Source organism: Pseudomonas sp. PSE1(2024), assembly GCF_050990555.1.
Taxonomy (GTDB): domain Bacteria; phylum Pseudomonadota; class Gammaproteobacteria; order Pseudomonadales; family Pseudomonadaceae; genus Aquipseudomonas; species Aquipseudomonas aphyarum.
In genome coordinates, this window is the sequence record NZ_CP158967.1 from 2,479,193 (window position 1) to 2,499,950 (window position 20,758).

19 protein-coding genes are annotated in these 20,758 nt (G+C 61.2%); 11 read left to right on the forward strand and 8 right to left on the reverse strand.

What is annotated here, in order from left to right; genetic code table 11:
- Positions 1-17 precede the first annotated feature (17 nt).
- Positions 18-830 (forward strand): class I SAM-dependent methyltransferase, encoded by an 813-nt coding sequence (locus tag ABTV87_RS11280; RefSeq protein WP_433899508.1) that lies wholly within the window; start codon positions 18-20, stop codon positions 828-830.
- 110 nt (positions 831-940) lie between these two features.
- Here the strand turns inward: ABTV87_RS11280 and pcsA are convergent, their stop codons facing one another.
- Positions 941-1,663, reverse strand: coding sequence for a phosphatidylcholine synthase (gene pcsA / locus ABTV87_RS11285; RefSeq protein ID WP_115079921.1), 723 nt, complete (start codon positions 1,661-1,663; stop codon positions 941-943).
- Between the two features lie 260 nt (positions 1,664-1,923).
- Here pcsA and ABTV87_RS11290 point away from each other — a divergent pair, with 260 nt between their 5' ends.
- The 4 genes from ABTV87_RS11290 (at position 1,924) to ligD (ending at position 7,729) form a co-directional block, all read left to right on the forward strand.
- Positions 1,924-2,655, forward strand: a complete 732-nt coding sequence (locus tag ABTV87_RS11290) for a tellurite resistance TerB family protein (protein WP_433899509.1) — start codon at positions 1,924-1,926, stop codon at positions 2,653-2,655.
- A gap of 168 nt (positions 2,656-2,823) precedes the next feature.
- The gene (locus tag ABTV87_RS11295) at positions 2,824-4,200 is read left to right on the forward strand and encodes an iron-containing redox enzyme family protein (RefSeq protein WP_433899510.1); all 1,377 of its coding nucleotides are present in this window, start codon (positions 2,824-2,826) and stop codon (positions 4,198-4,200) included.
- 11 nt (positions 4,201-4,211) lie between these two features.
- Positions 4,212-5,165, forward strand: coding sequence for a methyltransferase (locus tag ABTV87_RS11300; RefSeq protein ID WP_433899511.1), 954 nt, complete (start codon positions 4,212-4,214; stop codon positions 5,163-5,165).
- 17 nt (positions 5,166-5,182) lie between these two features.
- A complete protein-coding gene (ligD, locus tag ABTV87_RS11305; protein ID WP_433899512.1) occupies positions 5,183-7,729 on the forward strand; it encodes a DNA ligase D in 2,547 nt (848 codons plus the stop codon).
- Here ligD and ABTV87_RS11310 read toward each other — a convergent pair whose 3' ends face one another.
- Together ABTV87_RS11310 and ABTV87_RS11315 are read right to left on the reverse strand one after the other, a co-directional pair.
- The gene (locus ABTV87_RS11310) at positions 7,730-8,134 is read right to left on the reverse strand and encodes a hypothetical protein (RefSeq protein WP_170929433.1); all 405 of its coding nucleotides are present in this window, start codon (positions 8,132-8,134) and stop codon (positions 7,730-7,732) included.
- A gap of 114 nt (positions 8,135-8,248) precedes the next feature.
- Positions 8,249-8,563 (reverse strand): DUF2388 domain-containing protein, encoded by a 315-nt coding sequence (locus ABTV87_RS11315; protein ID WP_007957157.1) that lies wholly within the window; start codon positions 8,561-8,563, stop codon positions 8,249-8,251.
- A 247-nt stretch (positions 8,564-8,810) separates the two neighbouring features.
- Between ABTV87_RS11315 and ABTV87_RS11320 the strand changes: the two genes are divergently transcribed.
- Positions 8,811-10,424, forward strand: coding sequence for a methyl-accepting chemotaxis protein (locus ABTV87_RS11320; protein ID WP_433899513.1), 1,614 nt, complete (start codon positions 8,811-8,813; stop codon positions 10,422-10,424).
- A 40-nt stretch (positions 10,425-10,464) separates the two neighbouring features.
- Here the strand turns inward: ABTV87_RS11320 and ABTV87_RS11325 are convergent, their stop codons facing one another.
- Positions 10,465-10,890 (reverse strand): nuclear transport factor 2 family protein, encoded by a 426-nt coding sequence (locus ABTV87_RS11325; RefSeq protein WP_433899514.1) that lies wholly within the window; start codon positions 10,888-10,890, stop codon positions 10,465-10,467.
- 433 nt (positions 10,891-11,323) lie between these two features.
- Here ABTV87_RS11325 and mqo point away from each other — a divergent pair, with 433 nt between their 5' ends.
- Positions 11,324-12,973 (forward strand): malate dehydrogenase (quinone), encoded by a 1,650-nt coding sequence (mqo, locus tag ABTV87_RS11330; RefSeq protein ID WP_011333540.1) that lies wholly within the window; start codon positions 11,324-11,326, stop codon positions 12,971-12,973.
- A gap of 66 nt (positions 12,974-13,039) precedes the next feature.
- Here mqo and ABTV87_RS11335 read toward each other — a convergent pair whose 3' ends face one another.
- On the reverse strand, positions 13,040-13,468 hold the full coding sequence (locus ABTV87_RS11335) for a nuclear transport factor 2 family protein (RefSeq protein ID WP_433899515.1): 429 nt from the start codon (positions 13,466-13,468) through the stop codon (positions 13,040-13,042).
- Between the two features lie 418 nt (positions 13,469-13,886).
- Between ABTV87_RS11335 and ABTV87_RS11340 the strand changes: the two genes are divergently transcribed.
- Positions 13,887-14,333: an NUDIX hydrolase gene (locus ABTV87_RS11340; RefSeq protein ID WP_433899517.1), complete on the forward strand. Its 447-nt coding sequence runs from the start codon at positions 13,887-13,889 to the stop codon at positions 14,331-14,333.
- Positions 14,334-14,342: 9 nt separating this feature from the next.
- Here the strand turns inward: ABTV87_RS11340 and ABTV87_RS11345 are convergent, their stop codons facing one another.
- Entirely contained in the window at positions 14,343-15,209 is an 867-nt protein-coding gene (locus tag ABTV87_RS11345) for a CAP domain-containing protein (RefSeq protein WP_433899518.1), read from the reverse strand.
- Between the two features lie 130 nt (positions 15,210-15,339).
- The gene (locus ABTV87_RS11350) at positions 15,340-16,110 is read right to left on the reverse strand and encodes an alpha/beta hydrolase (RefSeq protein WP_433899519.1); all 771 of its coding nucleotides are present in this window, start codon (positions 16,108-16,110) and stop codon (positions 15,340-15,342) included.
- 111 nt (positions 16,111-16,221) lie between these two features.
- On the opposite strand from ABTV87_RS11350, the gene ABTV87_RS11355 reads away from it, so the two are divergent.
- Positions 16,222-17,166: an aldo/keto reductase gene (locus tag ABTV87_RS11355; RefSeq protein ID WP_258713250.1), complete on the forward strand. Its 945-nt coding sequence runs from the start codon at positions 16,222-16,224 to the stop codon at positions 17,164-17,166.
- On the opposite strand, the gene ABTV87_RS11360 is transcribed toward ABTV87_RS11355, so the two are convergent.
- Positions 17,163-18,077, reverse strand: a complete 915-nt coding sequence (locus ABTV87_RS11360) for a LysR family transcriptional regulator (protein ID WP_039770944.1) — start codon at positions 18,075-18,077, stop codon at positions 17,163-17,165. The two genes, ABTV87_RS11355 and ABTV87_RS11360, sit on opposite strands and share 4 nt — an antisense overlap.
- A 136-nt stretch (positions 18,078-18,213) precedes the next feature.
- On the opposite strand from ABTV87_RS11360, the gene ABTV87_RS11365 reads away from it, so the two are divergent.
- The gene (locus ABTV87_RS11365) at positions 18,214-19,269 is read left to right on the forward strand and encodes a tartrate dehydrogenase (RefSeq protein WP_039770942.1); all 1,056 of its coding nucleotides are present in this window, start codon (positions 18,214-18,216) and stop codon (positions 19,267-19,269) included.
- Between the two features lie 96 nt (positions 19,270-19,365).
- The gene (locus ABTV87_RS11370; RefSeq protein WP_433899520.1) at positions 19,366-20,709 is read left to right on the forward strand and encodes a dicarboxylate/amino acid:cation symporter; all 1,344 of its coding nucleotides are present in this window, start codon (positions 19,366-19,368) and stop codon (positions 20,707-20,709) included.
- Positions 20,710-20,758 lie beyond the last annotated feature (49 nt).

Genomic DNA, 20,758 nt, shown 5'->3' on the forward strand with positions numbered 1-20,758 from the left:
CCGCGGAGCACCCATTCATGAGTACCCCCATTGATCTCACTGCCCTGAAGGAACGCCAGAAAGTCGCCTGGGCCAGCGGCGACTACGCCGTGATCGGCACCACCTTGCAGATCGTCGGCGAAACCCTCGCCGAAGCCTGCGACCTGCGCTGCGATGAAGAAGTGCTGGACGTTGCGGCCGGCAATGGCAATGCCACGCTGGCGGCGGCACGTCGCGGTTGTTTGGTGACGTCCACCGACTATGTCGCGGCGCTGCTGGAGCGCGGGCAGGACCGGGCGCGCGCCGAGCATCTGGACGTGACCTTTCAGGTCGCCGATGCCGAAGCGCTGCCGTTTGCCGATTCCAGTTTCGACGCGGTGCTGTCGACCTTCGGCGTGATGTTCGCCCCGGATCAGGCGAAAGCGGCCAAGGAGCTGGCGCGGGTCTGTCGCCGTGGCGGACGGATCGGTCTGGCCAACTGGACGCCGGAAGGCTTCGTCGGCCAGATGTTCAAGACCCTCGGCCGGTATCTGCCGCCGCCACCCGGTGCGCAACCGCCCTCGAACTGGGGTGCGGAAGCCTGGCTGCATTCGCACTTCGACGATCGCCAGTTTCAGGTGCAGGTGACCCGACGCCACTTCAACTTCCGCTACCGCTCGGCGGCGCATTTCATTGATGTGTTTCGCCACTGGTACGGCCCGGTGCACAAGGCGTTCGCGGCGTTGCCGCCGGAGAGCGGGCAGGCGCTGGAAGGGGATTTGACGCAACTGATCGACGGACTGAATCGGGCGGGGGCGGAATCGATGGTGCTGCCGAGTGAGTATCTGGAGGTGGTGATTACTAAGCGTTAGCCATTGTGGGAGCGAGCTTGCTCGCGAATGCAGACTGACATTCAACATCTCTGTTGGCTGACACGCCGCATTCGCGAGCAAGCTCGCTCCCACAGGACCCCGACGGGCTTCTATTTCAGGTGCGCACTGTCAAACCACTCCAGCGCCGTGCGCCAGATGCAGATGCCGAGAAAATACGCCGACGCCAGCAGCCACAGGCCCATCACCAGCGGGTTGATCACCGGGTGGTTCAGCACCAGCGACAGACTGCACAGCAGCCAGATCGCCGTCACCGCAATGTTGATCGGCATGAACCGGCGTACCCGGAACGGGTGCAAAAACTTCATTCGGGTCACGGTCAGCAGCGCCAGGCCAATCACCGTCAGAAAGGTGATCCACGGCCCCGGATCGATGATGTACAGACACAAGGCAACCACGTTCCACGCGGCGGGGAAACCGACGAAGTAGTTGTCCTTGCTTTTCATGTTGACGTTGCAGAAGCAGAACAGCGACGACACCAGAATCAGCGACACGGTCAGCAGCAGGGTGTAGTCGGGCAGGGGAATGTAGCGATAGATGAACAGCGCCGGGATGAACACGTAGGTCAGGTAGTCGATCACCAGATCGAGGATCGATCCATCGAAGCTCGGCAGCACCGACTGCACGTTGACCTTGCGCGCCAACGCCCCGTCGAGGCCGTCGACGATCAGCGCCACGCCCAGCCACATCAGGCAGTGGGTCGGCTGGTTTTCCAGCAGGGCAAGGGTGGCCAGAAAGGCAGTGACCACGCCGGTCGCGGTGAAACCATGGGCGCCCCAGGCCTTGAGCCTGGCGATGTGGACGGTCGATATCACGAAGGCGTTCTCCAGAAAGTGCAGCAAGCCGCGTAAACCCTTGGGCAGCAAGGGCGGCGACCAACCGGGTCGGGGTTGCAGCTATCGACCGGTCGGGCCGGGTCAAGGTTCACCCATTCGTGAAGATTAGCTGGCCGGGGAAAAATTTCTCTGGAGAATCACTCGCCCATCGCCACGTCAGCCCAACGGTGCTGGCACATCGCATCAAGAGGACTATCGTTGCCTGACGCAGTCATACCCCTTTGTCTGAGGACGACGTCATGAACACCAGTGATCTGCTCGAACAACTGCTGCGAGGTCAGGCCTCGGCGGGACAACAAGGTGGCGCGTCGGCCGGCGGGGGACTGGGCGGGCTGGGTGGATTGCTCGGCGGTCTGCTGGGCGGTGGTGGCAACAGCGGCGGCGGTTCTCCCGCTGGCGGGCTCGGTGGTCTGGGCGGGTTGCTCGGTGGACTGCTCGGCGGTGGCGGAGCGCTGGGCGGCGGGACGCAGCGTCGTTCTGGCGGTACCAATTACGCAGCACTCGCCTCGCTGGGCATGATGGCTTTCCAGGCTTATCAGGCCTGGCAACGCAGTCAGGCTTCTGCTGCGCCGCAGCAAACCCCGCAAACCGCGGATCTGCTGTCCGGGCCGCAAGTCGAAGAACACAGCCACGCCGTCCTGCGTGCATTGATCGCGGCGGCCAAGGCTGATGGTCGGATCGACGAGTCGGAAAAACACCTCATCAGCAGTGAAATCGGCAAGCACACCGATGACCTGAACCTGCAGCAATGGCTCGACGATGAAGTCGCCAAACCGCTGGATCCCACAGAAGTGGCCCAGGCGGCGCAGAACGATCCGGCCATGGCCGCCGAAATGTACCTGGCCAGCGTGATGCTGGTGGACAATCAGCAGGACGCCGAGCGCAATTATCTGGATGAACTGGCGGCGGCGTTGCAGATCGACCCCGAGTTGCAGGTTCACCTCGAGCAGCAGGCCAAGGGCACGGCCTGACCGCAAAACCTCGCAGCCTTCGAGCGCTTCTGTTCAAGCCAGTGGCGCGCCGAAGGCTCCGTCCGTCCGGGCAAATTTAACGTCGATTGAATTTTCGGCAGGCGCCGCCTCTCTGCTGCATTAGAGGCGAGTGACTGAGCGTCCTGCCAATCGACCGAGAATATTGCCATGACTGTCCTGACACGCCTGCAAGCTGCTTCCGCCCCATCGCGTCCGCTCGACTCTCTGACTGAGTTGCGGTGCATCCATGAAGCACTTTTAGCCGACGAACATCCGCAGCAGCTGGCGCGCGCCTTTCTGGAAGATCAACTGCTGCAAGCCGCGCAGTTGAAGGATGAACTGCCATCGGACCCCGCGCACTGGCATGCCTGGGTGGCCGAACACTGTGCCGATGTCGCCCGGCAATATGCCGACTATCTGCAACAGCGCAAGGCTGGAGGAGCGCGGCAGTTCTTCAGTTGCAGGGCTCATGCGCTGTATTTCCTGCAAGCGGTGGCGCCCACCAAACTGGTTGATGGCGCCTGGCTTTACGGCTTGCTGGCCCAATGGCGCGATCCGCGCTTCAGCAGTCTGATCAGCACCTATCTGGAAGAACTGGGCGAGGGCAATCCGGCGCAGAATCACGTCGTGATCTACCGGCAACTGCTCGCCGAACATGGTCTTGAGCCCGGCAGTCCTCTGCCTGACGAGCGCTACCTGCAAGGCGCGCTGCAATTGGCCCTCGGTGCCGGCGGCATGGATTTTCTGCCGGAGGTGATCGGTTACAACCTTGGCTACGAGCAACTGCCGTTGCACCTGTTGATCAGCAGCTACGAGCTGAGTGAGCTGGGGATCGATCCTTACTATTTCACCCTGCATGTGACCATCGACAACGCCAGTACCGGCCATGCGCAAAAAGCCGTTCAGGCCGTTCTTGATCTGCTGCCTCTGGAGGCCGATCGCAGCGATTTCCTGCGCCGGGTCTCGCTGGGCTATCGGCTCAATGACCTGGGGCAGGGCAGCCGCGCAATCATCGAGGGGTTTGATCTGGAGCGCGAATTGTTGGCGATGCTTGAGCGCAAGTGTCCGTTCGCTCAGCACATGCACTCCGACTATTGCCGCTTCGAAGGCAAGACCGTCAATCAATGGCTGGCCGAACCGCAGCAGTTGCCCGGCTTCCTGCAAGCCTTACAGGACAAGGGCTGGATCAAGCGCAACGAAAACCCACAGGGCAGCCGCTTTTGGCAATTGATCGATGGCGATGGTGCGGCGATGTTCGGCGTGTTCAGCGCCTATGAAAAGCAACTGGTTCACGACTGGATTGCCGGTGACTGGATTTCTGCAGAAAAAACCGTCGCGTTCCGCCGCCGCCCCTCGGTCCCTGCACCGATCGAGGTGCCCGAACAGGATCCCGATGTGCAGCGCCTGAATGCGGCACTTCAGGGGCAGGACGCTCACACCCAAATCGCAACGTTGATCCCGTGGCTCGCACCGTCACGCCATGCCCATCCGGCCGGGCTGCTCGCCACTCGCCGATTCATCCAACTCAAATCCGGCCTGCGCTAAGGAAGTCATCAATGAATCAGGAAGAACAACTGTCCGCCAACGACCTCGTGCTGCTGCAACTGGGGCGGCGCTTGCAGGCCGACGGCTATCGTTTCATCACACCGACGCCGCTGACCCATCAACGGGTCAACCAGCGCGACGAAGGACAACCAGCCGATTGCCTGCGGGATGTGTTCGGATGGTCGCGGCCGTTCGAACCGGGCCTGCTGTCTGCCGATGAACAACGGCAATTGCAGGAAGCTCAAGTGATCGATGAGTTCGACGGGCGCTTGAAGAGCCGGGTGCGCTGGTCGAGCCTGGATGACCTGCTGTTTGTGCATTCCGGGTTTCCCACCGACGCAGCCGATTCGGTGTTCTTCGGCCCGGACACCTATCGCTTTGCTCAACTGATTCACAGCCATTTGCAGCAGAACTTTGCGCCCATCCACCGTGCGGTGGACATCGGTTGCGGCGCCGGAGTGGGCGCGATCCTGATTGGCCGTGCCCGGCGAGAAGCGCAAGTGCTGGCGGTGGATATCAACCCCGCCGCGTTGCGCCTGACCACGATCAACGCAGCGCTGGCTGAAGTGGCCAATGTCGAAGTGAGTGCCAGTGATGTGCTGCAAGGCGTCGACGGCGAATTCGACCTGATCGTCGCCAACCCGCCGTACATGGCCGATCCGGCCGGGCGAGCTTACCGCCACGGTGGCGGGACGCTGGGGGCGGGGCTGTCGCTGCGGATCGTCGAACAGGCGCTCAATCGCCTGACGCCCGGCGGCTCGTTGCTGCTGTACACCGGCGTGGCGATGGTCGATGGCCGCGATCCGTTCCTCGATACGGTATTGCCACGGCTGGATGAAAAACGCTTCGGCTGGACCTACCGCGAACTTGATCCCGATGTGTTTGGTGAAGAGTTGCTGAATCCAGGCTATCAGCGCGTCGACCGGATTGCCGTGGTCGCACTGACTGTGACTCGAACAGGCTGAAACAAGGCAGGTGCAGGATGAGCAGGAATCTCGACGACTACAACCGGATGCGCGACTTTTCGGCCACCTCTGAACCGGCAGCTGAACGCCGTCGGGGAAAGAAATCCGCCGGCGACCATGCCCTGCAGTTCTGTATTCAAAAACACGATGCCTCGCACCTGCATTACGACTTTCGCCTGGAGCTCGACGGCGCGCTCAAGAGCTGGGCGGTGCCCAAGGGGCCGTCGCTGGATCCCAAGGTCAAGCGCCTGGCCGTGCACGTCGAAGACCATCCGCTGGACTACGCGACGTTCGAGGGCAGCATTCCCGAGGGGCATTACGGCGCCGGCGATGTGATCGTCTGGGATCGCGGCGTGTGGATTCCGTTGGAAGACCCGGAGAAAGCCTACGCCAAGGGCAAACTCAAATTCGAACTGCAAGGCGAGAAGCTCGCCGGGGTGTGGAATCTGGTGCGCACCCACATGCCGGGCAAGAAAGAGCAGTGGTTTCTGATCAAGCATCAGGACAGCGCCGCGCGCCCGCAAAGCGATTACGACGTGCTGGTTGCCGAGCCCGACAGCGTGCTCAGTGAACGTACTATCGTCGACAAACCCAGCCTCAGTGCGAAGCAAGTCAAACCGCTGAAAGCCTCGCCGAAAGCACCGCGCAAGCCAGCCTCGGGCAAACTCGCCGGGGCGCACAAGGCCAGGATTCCCGCGCAACTCAAACCGCAACTGGCCACCCTGGTGGAGAGCGCGCCGGAAGGGGATTGGCAATACGAGATCAAGTTCGACGGTTACCGGATCATGGCGCGCATCGATCAGGACGAGGTGCAGTTGTTCACCCGCAATGGTCATGACTGGACGCACAAGTTGCCGAAGCAGGCGCAGGCCCTTGCGGCGTTGGGTTTGGAGTCGGCGTGGCTGGACGGTGAGATGGTCGTCGCCGACGCGGACGGCGTGCCGGATTTTCAGGCCCTGCAAAACGCGTTCGATGCGGGCCGCAGCGAAAACATCCTCTATTACCTGTTCGATCTGCCGTATCTCAACGGTGTCGATCTGCGTGAAGTGCCGGTGCAGGAACGGCGCGCGGCGTTGGCCACGGTGCTGAAAGCTCATGAAGATCCGCTGTTGCGCTTTTCCGAAGCGTTCGACGAAACCCCGCAGGCATTGCTCAACAGCGCCTGCCAGATGCGCATGGAAGGGCTGATCGGTAAACGCCTCGGCTCGCCGTATGTATCTCGTCGCAGCAGCGACTGGATCAAGCTCAAGTGCAAGCATCGCCAGGAATTCGTGATCGTCGGCTACACCGATCCGAAAGGCGCGCGCAGTTCGTTCGGCGCGTTGCTGCTGGGTCTGCATGATCGTGACAGCGGCGAGTTGCGGTACGCCGGCAAGGTCGGCACCGGGTTCAACGAAACCACCCTCAAGAGCATCCTCGCGCAGCTCAAACCGTTGCGGGTGAAGAAATCTGCGGTGGCCAACCCGCCCACAGGATTCGAGGCCAAGGGTGTGCACTGGCTCAAGCCGAGTCTGCTGGCGGAAGTGGCGTTTGCCGAAATGACCCAGGACGGCTCGGTGCGCCACGCCGTGTTCCATGGCCTGCGCGAGGACAAACCGGCCAAGGACATCACCGAGGAGCGCGCCAAACCTATGAAGACTTCAAAGGCTCAATCTACCGCGCCGTCCCAATCCGATCTGGCAGACGGCAAGGTGCGGATCACGCACCCCGACCGGGTGATCGACGCCAGCAGTGGCACCACCAAAATGCAGCTGGCCGAGTATTACGCCAGCGTCGCCGAATGGATTCTGCCGCAGCTCAAGGATCGCCCGGTGGCGCTGGTGCGCGCGCCCGATGGTATCGCCGGTGATCTGTTCTTCCAGAAGAACGCCGAGAACCTGGCGATCCCCGGCATCCGCACGCTCGACAAGGAGCTGACCGGCCAGCCGGTGATGCTGATCAACAACGCCGAAGCCTTGATCGGCGCGGTGCAGATGAGCACGGTCGAACTGCACACCTGGAACGCCACCACGACGGATCTGGACAAGCCCGACCGCTTTGTCCTCGACCTCGACCCGGATCCGGCGCTGCCCTGGAAAAGCATGGTCGAAGCCACGGCGCTGACCCTGACCGTGCTCGATGAACTGGGCCTCAAGGCGTTTCTCAAGACCAGCGGCGGCAAGGGCATTCATCTGGTGGTGCCGCTGACCCGCAAGCATGGCTGGGACGAGGTCAAGGATTTCAGCCACGCCATCGTCACTCACATGGCGAACCTGTTGCCGGAGCGCTTTTCTGCGGTGTCCGGGCCGAAAAATCGTGTCGGGCGGATCTTCATCGATTACCTGCGCAACGGCCTGGGCGCCACCACCATTTGTGCCTACGCAGCGCGTACCCGCGAAGGGTTACCGGTGTCGGTGCCGTTGTTTCGGGAAGAGGTCGGCGAGATCAAAGGCGCCGATCAATGGAACGTGCACAACGTTCACGAACGGCTGGCGGAAGTGGGCGATGAGCCTTGGGCGGACATGAAGAAAACCCGGCAGAGCATCACAGCCGAGATGCGCAAGCGGGTGGGCATGAAGAAATGATCAGGTGCCGCGCAGCAAGTCGTGGGCGTTGAGCAGGTCGAAGGCGACTTGCGGGTTGTTTTCCAGGCCACGGCGGATGGCAGCCGGGATGGTTTTGCGGGTTTTGCGGCAGAGTCCCGGCAGGTCCTGGACCTCGATTTCGATGCCTCCGCGCACGGTCCGCACTTCACCGAACTTCGGGGCGATCAGCACGCGAATCCCTAGTTGATCGAACATCTTGCCTTGCAGACGCTCGAGGTCGGCGAGGTCTTTCAGGTTTTCCAGACGCTCGAGCAGACGCTTTTCCTCCTCGCGGGTCAGCAGCAAGATGCGCACGTCCGCGCCGGGTGTATCCAGCAGCGGATCACGCCCGCAAATGCAAAGACCCGGCGGGCAAGGGGAGCGAAGGGAGGCGGAAATCGTCATGGCCTCCATCATAGAGGCCGTTCGACGGTTTTGCCCATGGTCGTTCGCCAGCCGTCCATCGGCAGGGCACAACGGTGGCGAGTCCGTCAGCCACCATCATCGAACGTGCCGTGGTTACTGCGACAGACCTTCGTAGTGAACCAGGATGGCATTGGCCAGCTCTTCATCGCTGGCGTTCAGGCCGGGATTTTCCTGACGCACCTGTTGCAGCACCGATTCCAGGTACACGCCACGGATCGTTCCGCCGCTGGCGACGAATGCGGACAAGTCGTCACGGGCCGGAATCACCATTTTGTGATCCTTGAAGGTCGAGTACAGCGAGGCCGAAACCCCCGCCGAAGTGGCGACATCCCCTGCGTCCACGCGGGCAAGGGCCGAGCCGAACGGCAGGCACAGCATGAGAGACGAAACGAGTAATAAACGGCGCATGACGGTGTTCCTCCAGCAGCGTAAAGCGAAAAGGAAGTACCACATAATGTGAGAGGTGTCGGACGGCACGGGAGTTCCATGCGCCGGGCCGGGCGGTAGAAGGCATAGAACGAGAAGCACCGCACAGTCCTCATTTTACCGGATGTAACGACACACCCTGCGACGCTCTAAAGCGGCGGATTCACCCAAATAGGCTTAACTGAAGCGTTGAAAGGCGCCGTGTGGCGCGACCAGGGAGGAAATCACGGTGTCGATCAAACTGCGTTTGGTGTTGCTGATTGCGACCAGCCTGCTGACGGCGCTGATCGTGAGCCTGGTCAGTTATGTGGGCAACCAGCGGATGGCTTCGGCGGTCAGTGATAACGCGGTCAGCATGAGCGCGCTGCGCAACCACATGGAAGCCGACATGATGCACGACGCCCTGCGCGCGGACGTGTATTCGGCGATGCTGGTGGGGCTGGGCAAAAGCACCAGTTCGGCGGACGAGGTGCGCGGTTCGGTCGAAGAGCATGCGGCGCATTTTCGCGAGGTGCTGGGTGAAAACCTCAAGCTGCCGGTGAACCCGACGATCAAGTCCGCGCTGGAGCAGATCAAGCCCAGCCTCGATACCTACATCAGCGCCGGCGAACAGATCGTCGGTCTTGCACTGGAAAATCCAGACAGCGCCCAGCAGCAACTGGGGACCTTCAATACCGCATTCAGCCAGCTCGAAGAACAGATGGCCGCTCTCAGCGAGCTGATCGAAACCAATACCCGGCACACCAGCGAAGGCACCGAGGCGGCGATCCACAATGCCAATATCGCCCTTGGCATTGTCCTGGTCGCCAGTCTGTTGCTGCTGTTGGCCCAGGGCCGGTGGGTGATCCTGAGCATCATGGGTCCGCTGAAATCCGCCAGCCGCATCGCCGAAAGCATTGCTCACGGCAACCTCAGCGAACCGATCGCCGAACCGTCCGGCAAGGACGAAGCCAGTGCGCTGATCCGCACGCTGGCCACCATGCAGCGCGACCTGCGAGACATGATCGACGTGGTGCGACGCAACGCCCATGGCGTCAGCGGCATGAGCGAACAACTGAGCCACGGCTGCCATCAGGTGGCCGACAGCAGCCAGCAGCAAAGCACCGCCGCCGGCACCATGGCTGCCGCCGCGAGCCAGATGACCGCCAGCATCGAGGAAATCACCCGTCACGCCGAGCGTGCTTTGAACATGGCCAGCCAGGCCGAGTCACTGGCGAAAAACGGCGGGCAGGTGATCCATCAGGTGGTCAGCGACATGGACGACATCGCCCGTTCCGCCCAGCAATCGGCGCAGGTGATCCGCACCCTGGATCAGGAATCCGAGGGCATCTTCAACATCATTCAGGTGATCAAGAGCATCGCCGACCAGACCAACCTGCTGGCGCTCAACGCGGCCATCGAGGCCGCCCGGGCGGGCGAGCAGGGCAGGGGCTTTGCGGTGGTGGCCGATGAGGTGCGCAGCCTCGCTGCGCGCACCAGCGCCTCGACCCAGGAAATCGCCGCGATGGTCGCACGCATCCAGAACAGCACCCGCGAGGCCGTCAGCAGCATGGAGGCTGGTGTCGCCCAGGTCGACAAAGGCATGGCGGTCACCGCCGACGTCGAACGCGCCATCCGCGAAATCCTCGATGCCACCCTCAGCACCACGCAACTGGTCAACGACATCACCCGCACCATCGGCGAACAGAGCCAGGCGAGCAACGAGATCGCCCATCAGGTGGAGATGATCGCGGGCATGTCGGAGGGCAACAGTAAGGTGATCGGCCAGACGGCCAATACCACGGATGAGCTGTCGAGTCTGGCGGGGCGGCTGGCGCAGTCGGTGGATCGGTTTCGGTTGTGAGAGCAGGCTCTGCCGCCGCATTGGCGGCAGAGCTCATGCATCAGAACTTGTACGCCTGACGCCCCACCAGCAACCACTTGCCAGCCTGCTTCTGCCAGATCTGGAAGTTCTCGATTTCCGTCGGCACGACCTCGGTGCCTTTGAGGGCCTGTGCTGAAAAATGATGGCGCACCAGCGCGGTGTCCCCGGACAGGGTGATGGTCTGGTTTTGCATCTCCAGGGTCTTGAACGCGCTCTTGCCGGTTTCGATATCGGCGATGAAGGCTTTCTTGTCCTGGATCTTGCCGCTGGAGTGGCCGTAGGTGAGGTTATCGGCGGTCAGGGCGTTCAGTTCGGCGACGTCCTTGTGCAGCATCGCCTGGGTCAGGTGGTCGACGGCCTGGGCGACGTCCTGTTCCGCGGGGGCGGCGGTGACGTACGCGCTGAAGAGGCAGGCGAGACCGAGCAGCAGTCTGGATTTGTTCATGAGTATTCCTTGTTGTTGTAGGTAATGAAGACGACTGATTGATTTGTCAGTCGTCGTACAACTTAGCAGGAACACGCTGGCGTTAGAAAGCGCTTGAGGAACCTATTGAAAACTATCCGGTCGCGAACAGACGCGCGGGTTTGCCATGACGTGATATTCTTCGCCCCACTTGGTTTGACCTAATTCAGTCTGGCGCGCTTTTCGGCGGGCCAGACAGAACCCCTGTCGCTCAAGTAGCTGAAGCCAATAATGATAAGAAGTCAGTTCAGAAGGGACATATAACTGAGGTCGACGCAGCCTGTCGGCCTTGTGTGCCCACCCGTCAAAATTGAAGTGTGCCGGAACCCGCGACGCTGGCCTGAGTGTCGCGAAAGAGGGAACCTCATACGTACAACAGCGGCGGGCGGAAGGCGTTTTATCATAGGTGCAACAGATGTTTAAGAAAGTGAACACAGCCTTGCTGGGGCTGGCTTTGGCGATGGGGATGTCTTCCGCCAATGCCGAAGAAGCAAAGAAAGTCGACGTCCTGCTGATCGGCGGCGGCATCATGAGCACCACCCTCGGTGTGTGGATCAATGAGCTGGAACCTACCTGGTCGATGGAAATGGTCGAGCGCCTCGACGGCGTCGCCCTGGAAAGCTCCAACGGCTGGAACAACGCCGGTACCGGTCACTCGGCACTTGCCGAGCTGAATTACACCCCGGAAGACGACAAGGGCAATGTCACCATCCCGAAAGCCGTCGAGATCAACGAAGCGTTCCAGGTCTCCCGTCAGTTCTGGGCCTGGCAGGTTCGTCAAGGCGTCCTGAAGGACCCTCGTTCGTTCATCAACACCACTCCGCACATGAGCTTCGTGTGGGGCGATGACAACATCAAGTTCCTGAAAAAGCGCTACGAAGCCCTGCAAGCGAGCCCGCTGTTCGCCGGCATGCAGTACTCCGAAGACCCGGCTGTGATCAAGAAGTGGGTTCCGCTGATGATGGAAGGGCGTGACCCGAACCAGAAAATCGCGGCCACCTGGAGCCCGCTGGGTACCGACATGAACTTCGGCGAAATCACCCGCCAGTTCGCCGGTTACCTGCAGACCAAGCCTAACTTCAACTTGAAGCTGTCGAGCGAAGTGCAAGACATCACCAAGAATGCAGATGGCACCTGGCGCGTCAGCTACAAGAATCTGAAAGACGGCACCAAGACTGAAACCGACGCCAAGTTCGTGTTCATCGGCGCCGGCGGCGGTGCACTGCACCTGCTGCAGAAGTCCGGTATCGAAGAAGCCAAGGAATACGCTGGCTTCCCGGTAGGCGGCTCGTTCCTGGTGACCGATAACCCGGCCATCGCCGAACAGCACCTGGCCAAGGCCTACGGTAAAGCTTCGGTTGGCGCGCCTCCGATGTCCGTTCCGCACCTGGACACCCGTGTCCTGGACGGCAAGCGCGTCATCCTGTTTGGCCCGTTCGCGACTTTCAGCACCAAGTTCCTGAAAGAAGGTTCGTACCTGGACCTGCTGACCAGCACTACCACCCACAACATCTGGCCTATGACCAAGGTCGGCATCAAGGAATACCCGCTGGTCGAGTACCTGGCCGGTCAACTGATGCTGTCGGATGAAGATCGTCTGAACGCGCTGAAGGAATACTTCCCGAACGCCAAGGCCGAAGACTGGCGCCTGTGGCAAGCCGGCCAGCGCGTGCAAATCATCAAGCGTGATGAAGCTGCTGGCGGCGTGCTGAAACTGGGCACCGAAATCGTTGCTTCCAAAGACGGCTCCATCGCCGGTCTGCTGGGCGCATCCCCAGGCGCGTCGACCGCTGCACCGATCATGCTGAGCGTGCTGCAGAAAGTCTTCAAAGACAAAGTCGCCAGCCCTGAGTGGCAAGCCAAGCTGCACCAGATCGTTCCAAGCTACGGCACCCAGCTGAACAACGATCCAGCCAAAGTGGCTGAAGAGTGGGCCTACACCGCCAAGATCCTGCAACTGCCAACCCCTCCGGTGATTGGCCAGGCTGCAGCTCCAGCGGCGGACGCCTCGGCTGAAAAAGCCCCGGCTCCAAAAGAAAGCGCTGCACGTGACATGGCTCTGTAACTAGACGCCTGACACACGAAGCCCACTGAACCGGCGACGGTCAGTGGGCTTTTTTGTGTCCGGGTTTCAGGCCTTGGCGGCCGCCAGATAGGCGCCAAGCCGCCGTCCCATCTCTTCACCCAGCGCCTGCAACCCGCTGAGCGGCCGCACCATCACCTCGAACTCGACGATCTTGCCTTGTTCATCGAAGCGGAGCATGTCGATGCCCTTGAGCTCTTTCGAACCGACCTTTGCACTGAACTCCAGCACCACGTTCAAACCGTCCGCCGTCGCCAGTTCACGGTGATATTTAAAGTCTTCAAACACTTCGAACACGGTGTTGAGGATCATCGAGACCACCGGTGCACCCGGGTAAGGCGTGTGGGCCATCGGCGAGCGGAACACCGCTTTGGAATCGAGCAGGTCGGGCAGGGCCTTGAGATTGCCGGTGCGGATCATCTCGTGCCAGCGATTCAGGGACTCGGCGGCGTTGGGGTGCAGGTTCAGGTCGGACATGGTTTCACTCCTGTATTTTTGTTGTTCTTGGCGCGGCGCCCATGACTCTAGATCAAAGCGGCGCAATGGAAACCATCTGTACCGATCTGAATGTCGACCCATGCGCCAGCCCGATCCATCTGATCCGCTTTTTCCTGTCGAATCTGCATCTGTAACCATCTCAGCCATGCGCCCAAAATACCCCTGCCGTTCGGCCATACGCGACGCGCTTCATTCCGGAGCGCCCGGTGCGCCGGACATTCAGTATTCAGGAGGCCTTCATGGCTAAGATGGCGATTTTCCTCGGCGGCTTTCTTGTGTTGACCATCATGATTGGCGTCCTTGCCACGATTTCTCCGGTCTGAGACCAGCGCAAGCGCGATCCCTGTGGGGTGTGATCTAATCGCCGGCCTTTTTTCCAGCAAACGGATTTCACCCCATGGCCGAGCAGCGTATTCGCGCACTTGCACTGTGTGTCTTTCACCACCAGGGCAAGATTCTGGTTAACCGGTTCCACGACCCGGTCGCAGACAAATCCTTCTACCGGCCTATCGGTGGCGGCATAGAGTTTGGCGAAACCAGCCGCGAGGCAATCGTGCGCGAAGTGCAGGAGGAGTTGGGTCTTGCAATGAAGGATCTGCGCCTGCTCGGCACGCTTGAAAGCCTCTTCGTCTACAACGGCAAGCCGGGGCATGAAATTGTCCAGGTGTATGACGCCCCTTTCGAAGACGCGCAGGTATATGAGCAACTGCAGATCGACGGCCACGAAAGCGATGGTTCACCGTTCACCGTGAGCTGGCAGGACAGTTCAAGCTTCACGGAGCAGTCGCCGCTGGTGCCTGTCGGTCTGGCGGCGCTGCTCGAGAGCGTCAAGATGCTGGGCTGACGGCCGGGGTCATTGCGCCCCGAACACCATCGTCCAGTAAACCCCTTCATCACTGCGCGCCTCACTGGCAAACCCGGCGCCGACCTGGGTGAACATCGGGTTCATCAGGTTGGCGCAGTGTCCGGGGCTGGCCAGCCAGCCGGCCATGGCCTTGCCCGGTGAGCTTTGCCCGGCGGCGATATTTTCGCCGATCTGCCGGCCACGGTAGCCCGCCGCCCGGGCGCGATCTGCCGGGCCGTCGCCGTCCGGGTCGCGGTGGGCGAAATAATTGCCGTAGGCCATGGCCTTGCTGTGCCCCTGAGCAGCGGCGCCGAGTGCCGTGTTCCAGCTCAAGGGCCGGGCGGCGGCAAAGCGCTGGCGACCGCACATGCGCGGTCGGGCGCGGGCGGCGTTGACCTCGGCCAGCAAGGCCTTGCCGACACTGCGGTTGTCGCCGACGCGACTGTCGAGCACTGGCCGCGCCAGCACCACTTGCCATTCGCTGCGGGCGCGGCTGATGCCGATGTCGGCGTATTGACCGTCGAGCAGCGCACCGCAGTAATCGTCTTGCAGCATTTCGAACGCCTCTTCGGCGTCCTGCGCGCCGACGATCCGGATGCTGCGCACCGCCACGGCCGCATAGCCGGAATCTTTCAATCGTTCGCGCAATCCACCGCCGTAGCCATAGCCGACCGGCAACGCCAGGTTCGACTTCAGCGTCAGCGGCGCCAGCCGTTGGGCCGGGCGTCGGTCGCAGCGTTGCGGGTGGGCGCGGTAGTCGTTGATGGCGGCCACCAGTTGCCGCTCGGCGCCGGCGTGGGCAGAGGGAGAGAGCAGGGGAGAAAGGATCAGCAGGCACAGCGAAACGAGGCGAGACGAACGAACGGCGTGGCGCATGGGACGCAAAGCTCTGAAAAAGGACAACACAGAAGGGGAGTGAACCGCAGAACGCGGCGCGGGTAGGACTGGCCTTTTTGCACTTGGTTCACGAAGCAGCGCCGGGTTTCAACGGTCGCCGACGAAGTGCTCAGCGATTCAACACATCTTCGATCCATTGCAGATATTGCGGCCGCTCGGAAATCGAATTGTGTGCCGAGTCGTTCACCACTTTGAGCGTGGCCACACCGTCGGGGAAACTGTGCAGCAAGCGCTCGGTGCTGGCCCGTGGAATCACCTCGTCATCGCTCGCCGCCAGCAGCAGCGTCGGCACCCGGATATGCGCCGCGTACTGGCCGGATCGGAAACGATCCTTGAGCAACCACTGCACCGGCACCCATGGGTATTGGCGGGCGGCGATTTCTTCGAGGCTGTTGTAGGGCGTGACCAGAATCAGCCGCGCCACCGGACGCTGGCTGGCCAGCCGCACCGCGACCCCGGAACCAAGGCTGCGCCCCAGCAGCGCGACCTGCGGGTGACTGGCATACACCTGATCGAACAGCGCCAGCGCATCCTCGGCAATCGCTTCTTCGGAGGGCGAACCACCGCTGCCGCCAAAGCCCCGGTAATGCAGCAAATACAACGAATAGTCAGGAAACGCCTCGGAAAACTCCGGCAGATTGCGCGAAACGTCCTCGGCATTGCCGCCGAAATAGATCAGCGCTCTGGGCCCGGCGCGCTCGCGCACCGTCACGCGGATCTCGGCGTCGGGCATGGCCAGCGTCATCCGTGTGTCCGGTGATTCCACGCTGGCGGGCTGGGGAAAATAGATCAGCGCCCGCTGAAACACGAACAGCGCCGCGCACAGGATCAAGTACACGGCGACGATCAATGCGACGAGTGACAACAGGGTTCTGGACATTCGACTAACTTTAACCGGGCGCGCAGGTTGGCTGTCGCAGTGTAGTCCAACGGTTTTGCGGGCTGCGTCAAAACACAAGGTGCAACAGATCCACAGGGCAAGGGCGCCAGCATGAACCACACTGAGGGATATTCCCGCCGCCGGTTGCTGACACTGGCAGCCGGGGTGTCAGCGGTTTTCACCTTTGACCGGGCGCTGGCCGCCATTACGTCGCCGAACGCCACAGGAGCCCAGACCATGCAGACCCGCGCCATCCCTTCGAGCTCCGAGCCACTGCCGCTGGTAGGGTTGGGCACTTATCGCGGTTTCGACGTCGCCCCCGGCGATCCGGTCTACAAACAATTGCCGGCGGTGCTCGGCGAGCTGTTCAAAAAGGGCGGAACGGTGATCGACAGCTCGCCCATGTACGGCCGCGCTGAGGAAACCACCGGTGAATTGCTGTCGATCCACGAACCGCGCTCGCCGGCGTTTCTGGCGACCAAGGTCTGGACCCGTGGTCGCGAGGAGGGCATCGCGCAGATGGAGCAGTCGTTCAGCCTGCTGCGCACCGAGCGCATCGACCTGATGCAGATTCACAACCTGCTCGACTGGCAAACCCATCTGCCGACCCTGCGCGACTGGAAAGAGCAGGGCCGGATCCGCTACATCGGCATCACCCACTACACGTCGTCGGCCTATGAGGAGGTGGAGGCGGTGCTCAAGGCCGAGCCGCTGGATTTCCTGCAAATCAATTACGCCCTGGATGATCGCGGGGTCGAGAAGCGCATCCTGCCGCTGTGCCGCGAACGCGGGGTGGCGGTGATCTGCAACCGGCCGTTCGGCGGCGGTGACCTGCTCGCGCGGCTCAAGGGCAAGCCCCTGCCGGGCTGGGCGGCGCAAGTGGGGGCCAAGAGCTGGCCGCAACTGGCGCTGAAATTCCTGCTGGCGCATCCGGCGGTGACTTGTGTGATTCCCGGTACCAGCAATCCCCTGTACATGGCCGACAACGCGGGCGCCGGGTTCGGGCTGACGCTGACCGATGCGCAGCGTCAGCAGTTGATTGCGCTGGTGAGTTAGTCGCCTGGGTCATCCAGATTGTCGATGTGCTTGAAGCGCTCCACCAGAAAATCGATCAGGCTGCGAACCCGTGCCGACAGGTGCAGCTGTTGCGGATACACCGCGTACACATCGGCGCGGGTCGGGGTCTGGTCTTCCAGCACCAGGCGCAAACGGCCGCTGCGCACGTAGCGGGCGATGTCCCATTCGGCACGCAGCAGAATGCCATAGCCTTCCAGGGCCCAATTCAAAGCCACCTCACCATCGTTGCAACCCAGGGCACCGCGCACTTTGATGTTTTGCGTCCGTCCGCCGTCAGTGAAACTCCAGACGCCGTAGGGCGTTTCGTTCTGCCGCAGGAATATACAGTTGTGTTGCGGCAGGTCCGACAGTTTCTGTGGCACCCCGTGTTTCTCCAGATACAGCGGCGAGGCACAGAGCAAGCGGCGGTTGGAGGCGATTTTGCGGGCATGAAATGCCGCGTCGGGCAGGGTGCCGAAACGGATCCCCAGATCAAAGCCGTGGGTCGTCAGATCCAGTGGGTGGTCGCTGATTTCCAGCTGGATTTCCACCTCCGGGTATCGGGCAAAAAACGCCGCCAGGGCCGGACCGATGTAGCGACGACCAAAGCCCAGCGAGGCATTGACCCGGATCAGCCCTTTAGGGGTTGCCCGGCTGGCGCCGATCAACTGCTCGACCTCGTCGATCTGCGTCAGGATCCGCGCCGCATGGGAAAAATACAGTTCGCCTTCTGCCGTGAGACTCATTGAGCGCGTGGTGCGATTGACCAGCCGCACACCCAGACGAGCCTCCAGCGCACTCAGGCGTTTGCTTACGGCTGGAGGCGTCACACCCAATTCCCGAGCCGTGGCGGCCAGGCTGCCTTTGTTGGCCAGCAAATGAAAAAACGACAGATCGAGGGTCTGGCTCATTGGTAACTCAAAGTTATGGATGTAGTGATTTTCTGTAACTCACCGCTTTCTGGTCACTACATATACTCCGATCACACCCCGCCTGACAGCCCTGTCCGGCAGGCAAAACAAAAACGTGAAGAGAGTGGAGTTGACCATGAGTGCATACAAGATTGCAGCGGTTCCGGGTGATGGCATTGGTGTGGAAGTGATTGCCGCCGGCGTCGAAGTACTACAAGCCCTGGCGAAGAAATCCGGTTTTGAACTGGATTTCAAACACTTCGACTGGAACTCCGACAACTACCTGAAAAACGGTCACTACATTCCTGAAGGCGGCTTGCAGGAACTGAAAACCTTCGACGCAATTTTCTTCGGCGCGGTCGGCGCACTCAATGTGCCGGATCACATTTCCCTGTGGGGCCTGCGTCTGCCGATCTGCCAGGGTTTCGATCAATACGCCAACGTGCGTCCGGCCCGCGTGCTGCCGGGGGTGAAAAGTCCGCTGCACAACGGTGAGCAGATCGATTGGGTCGTGGTCCGGGAAAACTCCGAGGGCGAGTATTCCGGCAACGGCGGCCGCGTTCATCGAGGCTTGCCGGAAGAAGTGGCGACCGAAGTGTCGGTGTTCACCCGTGCCGGGGTCGAGCGCATTCATCGTTTCGCCTTTGAACTGGCGCAAAGCCGCCCTCGCAAACATTTGACCATGGTCACCAAATCCAATGCCCAGCGGCACGGCATGGTGCTGTGGGACGAAATCTTTTACGAAGTCGCCAAGGACTTCCCGGACGTGAAGATCGACAAGGAACTGGTCGATGCCGTGACCACTCGCATGGTGCTCAAGCCGGCGACGCTGGACGTGATTGTCGCGACCAACCTGCACGCCGACATTCTGTCTGATCTGGCCGCTGCGTTGTCCGGCAGCCTCGGCATTGCGCCCACGGCCAACCTCAATCCAGGGCGTGATTTCCCTTCGATGTTCGAGCCGATCCACGGCTCGGCGTTTGATATCACCGGCAAAGGCGTGGCCAATCCGATCGCGACGTTCTGGACTGCCGCGATGATGCTTGAGCATCTGGGCGAAAAAACAGCCGCCAAACACCTGATGTCGGCAATCGAGGCGGTCACGGAAAGCGGTCTGCACACCCCGGATCTGGGTGGCACCGCCACGACGCGCCAGGTCACCGACGCGGTGATCGCGCTGATCAACCGCTGATCCCTCTGCAATTCAAATCAGTACTGCGGCACACCGCCGAGGGGCGTATCGCGCCCCTCGGCATTTCCTGACAACAATAAAAATCAGGGCCCTGTCATGAAAAGAATATTCGGTAAACTCTACGTACAAGTCCTTGTCGCCGTGATCCTCGGCGCACTCATCGGCGTGCTGGTGCCCGAGACCGGCACTGCGCTCAAACCCTTGGGCGACGCCTTCATCAAACTGATCAAAATGCTGCTGGCGCCGGTGATTTTTCTCACGGTGGTGACCGGTATCGCCCGCATGGAAAACATGAAGGAGCTGGGTCGGGTCGGCTTTCGTGCATTGATCTATTTCGAGGTGGTGTCGACGCTGGCGCTGGTCATCGGCCTGATCGTGGTGGACGTGTTCAAGCCTGGCGCGGGCATGAATGTCGATGTCGCCAGTCTCGACACCAGCAGCCTGGCGACGTACACCACAGCGGCCAAACATACGTCGTTCATGGATTTTGTGATGGGCATCATCCCCGACACGATCGTCGATGCATTTGCTAAGGGCAATGTTTTGCAAATCCTGTTGTTTTCGATCCTGCTGGGCATCGCCCTGGCCCATGTCGGGCCGCGTGGCAAGGTGTTTGTCGATGCGCTTGAGAGTCTGATGCAGGGCATGTTTCGAATCGTCAACATGGTCATGCGTCTGGCGCCGATTGGTGCGTTCGGCGCCATTGCCTTCACCATTGGCAAGTACGGTTTCGGTTCGCTGTTTTCACTGGGAAAACTGATGGCCTGCGTTTACCTGACCTGTGCGGTGTTCGTGATTTTTGTGCTCGGCCCGATCTGCCGTTACAGCGGTTTCAGCTTGTGGAAATTCCTCAGGTTCATCAAGGAAGAGCTGTTTACGGTACTCGGCACCAGCTCCTCGGAGTCGGTGCTGCCGCAGATGATCTCGAAGATGGAAAAGGCCGGCGTATCGAAACCGGTGGCCGGGATGATCATCCCCTCGGGGCTGACCTTCAACCCGGACGGCCAGGCCATCTACTACACCATCGCGGCGATCTTCATCGCTCAGGCGACGAACACACCGCTGACGCTGACCGACCAATTGATTGTGCTGGCGGTGTTGATGTTCACCTCCAAGGGCTCGGCGGGGGTAACCGGTTCAGGGTTCATCATACTGGCCGCGACATTGGCCTCGCTCGGCACGATACCGGTGGCAGGCATGGTGCTGTTGCTCGGGGTCGATCGCTTCATGTCGGAGGCTCGGGCAATCACCAACACCATCGGTAATGGCGTGGGCACCATGGCCATCGCCAAATGGGTCGGGGCGCTCGATAGCGAAAAAATGCACAGGGCGCTCAATGGCGAGGCCGAGGAACGGAGTGCGCAGGTGCCGGAAGCCGAGATCACTCTCCACGCCAGCGAATCTCTGCGCCCAGGTCTTGAACGCGTGGCCGCCAGGTAGACGAATCGGATACAGCAACCGCAGGTGCCATGCCGTCTCAGGCACAAAA